Annotated in this window: 8 protein-coding genes; 5 read left to right on the forward strand and 3 right to left on the reverse strand. The window is 67.7% G+C overall.

Annotated elements, in window-relative coordinates; translation table 11 throughout:
* Positions 1 to 276: 276 nt before the first annotated feature.
* Together FFK22_RS43545 and FFK22_RS40435 are read right to left on the reverse strand one after the other, a co-directional pair.
* Positions 277 to 756, reverse strand: a complete 480-nt coding sequence (locus FFK22_RS43545; protein WP_186002939.1) for a hypothetical protein — start codon at positions 754 to 756, stop codon at positions 277 to 279.
* Between the two features lie 119 nt (positions 757 to 875).
* Positions 876 to 1,322 (reverse strand): tetratricopeptide repeat protein, encoded by a 447-nt coding sequence (locus FFK22_RS40435; RefSeq protein WP_186002940.1) that lies wholly within the window; start codon positions 1,320 to 1,322, stop codon positions 876 to 878.
* 462 nt (positions 1,323 to 1,784) lie between these two features.
* Here FFK22_RS40435 and FFK22_RS40440 point away from each other — a divergent pair, with 462 nt between their 5' ends.
* The 5 genes from FFK22_RS40440 to FFK22_RS40455 all read left to right on the forward strand — a co-directional run bounded on the left by FFK22_RS40440 (position 1,785) and on the right by FFK22_RS40455 (position 6,278).
* A complete protein-coding gene (locus tag FFK22_RS40440; RefSeq protein ID WP_138893495.1) occupies positions 1,785 to 1,997 on the forward strand; it encodes a cold-shock protein in 213 nt (70 codons plus the stop codon).
* A gap of 76 nt (positions 1,998 to 2,073) precedes the next feature.
* Positions 2,074 to 2,214 carry a hypothetical protein gene (locus FFK22_RS43550; RefSeq protein WP_186002941.1) on the forward strand — a complete coding sequence of 47 codons (141 nt, stop codon included), beginning with the start codon at positions 2,074 to 2,076 and terminating at the stop codon, positions 2,212 to 2,214.
* A gap of 85 nt (positions 2,215 to 2,299) precedes the next feature.
* Complete coding sequence (locus tag FFK22_RS40445; RefSeq protein WP_138893494.1) at positions 2,300 to 4,582, forward strand: glycosyltransferase family 4 protein; 2,283 nt, start codon at positions 2,300 to 2,302, stop codon at positions 4,580 to 4,582.
* Between the two features lie 35 nt (positions 4,583 to 4,617).
* Positions 4,618 to 5,916 carry a glycoside hydrolase family 130 protein gene (locus tag FFK22_RS40450; protein WP_138893493.1) on the forward strand — a complete coding sequence of 433 codons (1,299 nt, stop codon included), beginning with the start codon at positions 4,618 to 4,620 and terminating at the stop codon, positions 5,914 to 5,916.
* 50 nt (positions 5,917 to 5,966) lie between these two features.
* Entirely contained in the window at positions 5,967 to 6,278 is a 312-nt protein-coding gene (locus FFK22_RS40455) for a hypothetical protein (protein WP_138893492.1), read from the forward strand.
* A gap of 58 nt (positions 6,279 to 6,336) precedes the next feature.
* On the opposite strand, the gene FFK22_RS40460 is transcribed toward FFK22_RS40455, so the two are convergent.
* Positions 6,337 to 6,538: TCP-1/cpn60 chaperonin family protein (locus FFK22_RS40460; RefSeq protein ID WP_306770254.1), on the reverse strand; the 202-nt coding region annotated here is incomplete at its 5' end.

Raw genomic sequence — 6,538 nt, forward strand, 5'->3', positions numbered from 1 at the left:
ACGGCCGGATCCCGGCGCGGCCGGGCCGGGCGGCCACGCCATAACACCGTTCGGCTGCGAGCCCGGCCGGCTAAAATCGCCCGCGGTCATTCCCATGTCGGCGGGGCCGACCTAGATTCATCAGCTACACATGGTACGGAGCCTGAGCCGTGGGGACCCCCTGCGCGCCATTCTTCGCGCGGTGGGGATGAAAAGCGGCAGCAGATGGTCGGGTTCCCGGCCGCCGGCCGGGCTTGAACGGGCGCGCTTGACGGCCGACGACGGCAGCCAGCCCGATCACCAGGCGACGATCAGCGTGGCGAACAGGACACCGGCAACGATCGCGACGATCCAGGCCGGCGCGCGGGGATTGGTCGCCGTCCAGTATCGCCAACCGCCCAGCAGCCGGTCGAGCGGGTGTGGCGCAGGCGGCTTCCCCGCGTCTCGCGGCGGGGCCCTGGCCCGTGGTTCTTCCGCGGGACCGGCGGTCGCGGGCAATTCCGGGGAGGGTCCTGCCGGCACCGTGCCATCTCGCAGCAGGGCCGTTGCCAGCTCGTCCGGATCCACGGTGACGACCTGGACCAGCTCGCCGCTCCCGGGCCGGCCGGGCAGGCGGATCATCGTCGCGACCCGCTGGTAGACGAGAGGCGACGAACCGTCGAGCTGTTCTTCGTCCGTCTCCACCGTGTAGGTTCCGGGCGGCTGTGGCCCGTCGATGCCGCTCAGGGTGAACGGCCGGACGAAAGTCACGGTTCTGCTGCTGGTCCGCATGGTCATTCGCGGCTCCCTCATCCTCGCCCAGGCCTGCGGCTAGGCGAAGGACCGGGCTGCGGCGTAAATGACGATCAGCACCACGAGGCCGATCGGAATCACGATGGGCGGGACGAACCAGGCTTTCATTGCGACACCGTCGCGAGGTTCGGCGTCCCTGCCTCGGTCTCCTCCGCTTCGATCTTCGGCTTCCAGCGCGATGCCCGGCGATGCGCCTGCGCGACCTGCGTCGCGGTCAGCTGCGCGGCGGCGCGCTCGTAGCCCGATCGGGCATCCTGGCCTCGCGCGCCGGGCTGCCCTGCCGCCGCCAGGAGAAACCAGGCGCACGCCTTGACGGCATCCCTCGAAGCGTCCGGGCCTTCGACATAGATCTCGGCCAGCCGGCTTTGCGCCCGCGGCAGCCCTTGCTGGGCCGAGCGCGACAGCCACCGGATGGCTTCGATCCGCCGGTTCTCGCCGGCATAGTCGTTCTCACCGCTGCGATTGCCGTAGACGATACCCAGATTGAACTGCGCCACGGCATCGCCGAGCTCGGCGTCCCGCTCCAGCCGCTTCATGCTGTCGATCTTCAATGATGGTCTCCTTGAGCCGGCGTGTCGTGCGCCGCCGCCGTGGTGACCGGACGCCTGAAGAGGGAACGGACGATCCAGGTTCCGGTCGTGTCGCATTTCGGGCGGGAATCAATGCGGTACGGCACCTCATATGATGTCGACCGACAGGTAATGCGACAAAAAAAGCAGCGGTCTGGATGGGAATTATTGTTCCACATCCCGCTCATGCCTGCATGTGTCTGAAATATATCACCTATTCAAAAGTGATTCCGGCGATTTATTTTTTTGCGGATTGGCCGCCGTATTTTCTAGGGATCTCGACGGGTATGGTCCATGATTACGAGATCAATTCCGGATATAGAATTTCGGTTTTGCGCCCTATTGGGCGCAGCAGAGATCCGGATTCTCTCATCTGAATGCGAATTCGGGCGCCCCGCGAATGTCGAGGGCCGGCCGGGCTAACGCTTGCGAAACGAGGAATTCATGGCAACGGGAACCGTCAAATGGTTCGACGCCCAGCGGGGCTTCGGCTTCATCGCGCAGGATGACGGCGGCAAGGACGCCTTCGTCCACATCACTGCCGTCGAGCGCTCCGGCCTCGGCCAGCTGAACCAGGGCCAGAAGCTGGGCTTCGATCTCGTCACCGATCAGAGGAGCGGGAAGCCATCCGCGGACAATCTCAAAGCCGTGGATTGATCGCGTCGGCGCGATCGCCGGTGCATTTCCTTCACCACGGACCGCACGCCACCACATCGGGTGCAGAGGAGATTTCATGGCCAAAGGGCAGAAACGCAGCAATCGCGAAATCCGGAAACCCAAGCAGGCGGCAAAGCCGGTGGTTCACGGCGCGACCATGAACCTGCTGAGCCGGGCGGCGGCCCCGGGCGCCGGCCAAAGCAAGAAGAAGGGCTGAGCCTGGCGCGTCGATCGATCTTTTCCGGCCCCCTGCCGTCGCCGCGCTGCGACGGGCAGGCGGCCGTTCCGATGGAGGTGTTGCCGTGACCCAGCCGATCCGTGTGGCCTTCATCGGCAACTCGCTCCCGCGCCGCTGCGGAATAGCGACCTTCACCACCGATCTGCAGCAGGCGGTCGCGGTGTCGGAGGCGGTGGCGGACACCTGCATCGCGGCGATGACCGATCATGGCCAGGCCTATGACTACCCGGCTGCCGTCCGCATCGAGATCGCCGATGGCCGGATCGAGGACTATGTCCGGGCGGCCGAGATCCTCAATGCCGGCGAGTTCGACGTCGTCTCGCTGCAGCACGAATTCGGCATCTTCGGCGGCGAAGCCGGCGGCCATGTCATGGCTCTGCTGTCGCGCCTGACCATGCCGGTCGTGACCACGCTCCACACGGTCCTGGCCGACCCGACGGCGGCGCAGCGGGACGCGCTGAGCCGGATCATCGGGGCATCGGCGCGGGTCGTCGTCATGGCCCGGAAGGGTCGCGACCTGCTGCGGACTGTCTATGGCGTGCCGGCGGACAAGATCGACGTCATCCTGCACGGCATTCCCGACGTCGCCTTCACCGAGCCCACCGCGGCGAAGATCAAGCTCGGCTTCGCCGGACGGCCGGTCGTCTTGACCTTCGGCCTCTTGTCCCCCAACAAGGGCATCGAGGTCATGATCGACGCCATGCCGGAAATCCTGCGGAGCCGGCCCGACACGATGTATGTCGTGCTCGGCGCGACGCACCCCAACCTGGTCCGCGACCAGGGCGAGGCCTACCGTGAAAGCCTGGCGGCCCGGGCGCGGGATCGCGGGGTGGAAGGGCATGTCGTGCTGCTCGACCAGTTCGTCGATCTGGCCACGCTGCTAGAATTCATCTCGATGTGCGACGTCTACGTCACCCCCTATCTCGACGAGGCGCAGATGACGTCGGGGACCCTGGCCTACAGCTTCGGCCTCGGCAAGGCGGTGGTCTCGACACCCTATTGGCACGCCCGGGAACTGCTGGCCGACGGGCGCGGCATCCTGGTCCCATCCGGCGATGCCGCGGCCACAGGTGCCGCGGTCGCAGGGCTGCTGACCGACGACATCCGGCGCGAGGCGATGCGCCGTCGGGCCTATGCGAGCAGCCGGTCGATGACCTGGGCACGCACCGCGGAGCAATACCGGGACGTCTTCGAGCGTGCGCGGCGTGGGCATCGGTTCCGGGTGGTCGAGCGGCCCGACGCGCGCGCGCCGATGAACCCCAGCTTTGCACCGCCGTCGACACAGCTCGGCCATCTCCTGACGATGTGCGACGACACCGGGCTGTTCCAGCACGCGGCGCATTCGGTGCCCGACCGGTCCCATGGCTATTGCGTCGACGACAATGCCCGCGCATTGCTGGTGGCCTGTGCCCTCAATCAGCCCCCAGAGGCCCGTCTTCCCGAGATCCTGACGGCCCGGCTTGCCGCCTTCGTCCAGCATGCCTGGAATCCCGGCACGCGACGATTCCGCAACTTCATGGGCTTCGACCGGCGCTGGCTCGAGGAGAGCGGTTCGGAGGACAGCCACGGCCGGACGCTTTGGGCCCTTGGCGAATGTGCCCGTAGCGATGCCAGCGTATCGCGGCGGCGCTGGGCCGCCGCGCTGTTCGCCGAGGCGCTGCCGACCGTCGAGGCCTTCGGCTCGCCCCGCGCCTGGGCTTTCACCCTGCTCGGACTCGACGCCTATTGCGCCGTGACGGCCGAGGATACCCTTGCCGAACGCGTCCGGCACGGCCTGGCCGCAAGGCTGATGTCGATCCTCGCCGTTGTCGAGACCCGGGACTGGATCTGGTTCGAGGACGGCCTAGCCTACGACAACGCCAGGCTGCCGCAGGCCCTGATCGTCACCGGAATGGCGGTCCGGTCGGCGGAGTTCGTCGATGCGGGCTTGCGGACCCTGCACTGGCTGATGGCGCTGCAGACGACGCCGGAAGGCGTGTTCCGGCCGGTCGGGTCGAGCAGCTTCGGCGACAAACGGATGACGCCGCAGCCCTTCGATCAGCAGCCCCTGGAGGTCACGGCGACCGTTTCCGCCTGCCTGGCGGCATGGCGTGCGGAGGGGGCACCGGAGTGGAAGGCCGACGCGACTCGAGCCTTCGCCTGGTTCTTCGGTGACAACGACCTGTCCCTGCCCCTGGTCGATCCCGAGACCGGCGGCTGCCGCGACGGCCTGCATCCCGACCGTGTGAACGAGAATCAGGGCGGCGAATCGGTCGTCTCCTATCTTCTCAGCCAGCTCGAAATGCGCCAGATCGCGCATGCCGTGGATGGCAGGGCGAAATTCGTGCCGCGCCTGGCCGAGACCTGAGCGCGTGACCTTCCCTTGGCCTGCCCGAGGACGCCTTGTCGCAAATCACCTTCCTGAACCGGCAGGCGCTCCACCTGCGCCCGGATCCCGCCCGGGTGGTCGTGCGCCCGTTCAAGCCGGCGACCGAGCCACGGAACCTGAATCCCACCGACAAGACCCGTGCGAACCACATCGTCGACCGGGTGCTGGCGCTGGAGCCCGAGGCGGCCGCCGGCCAGCTGGCCGAAGTGCTCGCGAATTTCGAGGGCCGCCACCGCCGCCTGCTGGAGCGGTTCGAGGCCCGGGCGGACGACATGGAGGACGCTTTCGCGGCCCATGTCCGGTTCACCAGGACGCAGCGCCAACTGGTCGGTGCCTATTTCCTGCTCGAATATGCCTTCGAGGCGGCGGCGCTGTTCAACCCCAGCATCGTGCCTCATCCCGACCAGTCCGGTGCGCCGGAGGGCGGGCGCCGTTTCATCCTCAGCCTTCGCGCCGTTGGCGAAGGGCATATCTCGTCGCTGACGTTCCGGTCGGGCTCGATCACGGCCGACGGCAGCCTGACCGTCGATCCGTCCGCCCGGCTCGCTTCCATCCCCGGGGAGGAGCGGCGGACGCCCGGCCCACACGGCGACGAGGTCGAACTGGTCTTTGCGCCGGACGAGGACATCAGCGAGCGGGTGATCTTTCCCGTCACCGCCTCCCAGGCGCACGGCATCGAGGATGCCCGCTTCGTCGAATTCGACGAGGGCGGCCCGAAGATCTTCCGCGCCACCTACACCGCCTATAGCGGCCAGGCGATCCGGTCCGAGATGCTCGAAACCTCCGACTTCGTCTCCTTCCGGATGTTCCCGCTGCGCGGGGACGCCGCCGGCAACAAGGGCATGGCACTGTTTCCCCGCAAGCTCGACGGCTGCTACGCCATGATCGGCAGGCAGGACAACGAGAGCCTCTACCTGATCCAGTCCGACGACCTGCGCGTCTGGGACGGCGGCCAGCCGATCCTGAAGCCCCGGTTCCCGTGGGAGTTCGTGCAGATCGGCAATTGCGGATCGCCGATCGAGCTCGACCAGGGCTGGCTGCTGCTGACCCATGGCGTGGGGCCGGTCCGGCGATATTCGATCGGGGCCGTTCTCCTCGACAAGGACGACCCCTCCAGGATCCTCGCCCGGTCGCGCGAGCCGCTGGTCCGGCCCGAGCCGTCGGAACGCGAAGGCTATGTGCCCAACGTCGTCTACACCTGCGGGGCGATGCGGCACGGCGACCAGATCATCCTGCCCTACGCGGTCTCCGACACTTTCTCGACCCTCGCGACGATCGAGATCGCAGCGCTGCTGCGGGCGATGGAGGGCTGACGGTCGTTCCAGCCGCCACCGGCCGCGCCGGACAGACACGGAGACGCATGATGCAGATGGAGATCAGGCCGACGATATCGGTGTGGGACGAGGATCGATGGCATCGCGTCGACACCGGCGCCAAGCTGCTCGACCTGCTGGGGGTCCTGGCCCGCGAGCTGCCGGAGCCCGGTTTCGTCATGCCGCATGACGGGGCCGGAATCGACCCGGCGACGATCGCGCATCGCCGGTTTCAGGAGCTGGTGCGGCTGGTCGAGCGGGAGCGCGAATCCGGAGCGGAACGGCTCAGCCGGGCCGCGGCGACCTCCGCCGGGGATCTGATCAGCGCCTACCGCCGGGTGTTCATCGGCATCCTGCCCTGACGCCGTTTCGATGCCGTCGCCCGTGACCGGCGCTGCCGCCGGTCACGGATGAGACAGATCAGAAGCCCATCCCTCCGGCATCCGGCGCCGACGGGCCGGCGGCCGTCTCCGGCAGCGCGGCCACCATTGCCTCGGTCGTGATCAGGAGGCCGGCGATCGAGGCGGCGTTCTGCAGCGCGATCCGCACCACCTTGGCCGGGTCGAGGATGCCGGCCTTGACCATGGCCGTGAACTCGCCCTTCTGGGCGTCGTAGCCCCAA

The sequence above is a fragment of the Mycobacterium sp. KBS0706 genome, from assembly GCF_005938675.2.
Classification (GTDB): domain Bacteria; phylum Pseudomonadota; class Alphaproteobacteria; order DSM-16000; family Inquilinaceae; genus Inquilinus.

Coding starts and splice junctions, on each gene's coding strand:
- FFK22_RS43545 (WP_186002939.1), bottom strand. CDS start 756: ATGACCATGCGGACCAGCAGCAGAACCGTGACTTTCGTCCGGCCGTTC.
- FFK22_RS40440 (WP_138893495.1), top strand. CDS start 1,785: ATGGCAACGGGAACCGTCAAATGGTTCGACGCCCAGCGGGGCTTCGGC.
- FFK22_RS43550 (WP_186002941.1), top strand. CDS start 2,074: ATGGCCAAAGGGCAGAAACGCAGCAATCGCGAAATCCGGAAACCCAAG.
- FFK22_RS40455 (WP_138893492.1), top strand. CDS start 5,967: ATGCAGATGGAGATCAGGCCGACGATATCGGTGTGGGACGAGGATCGA.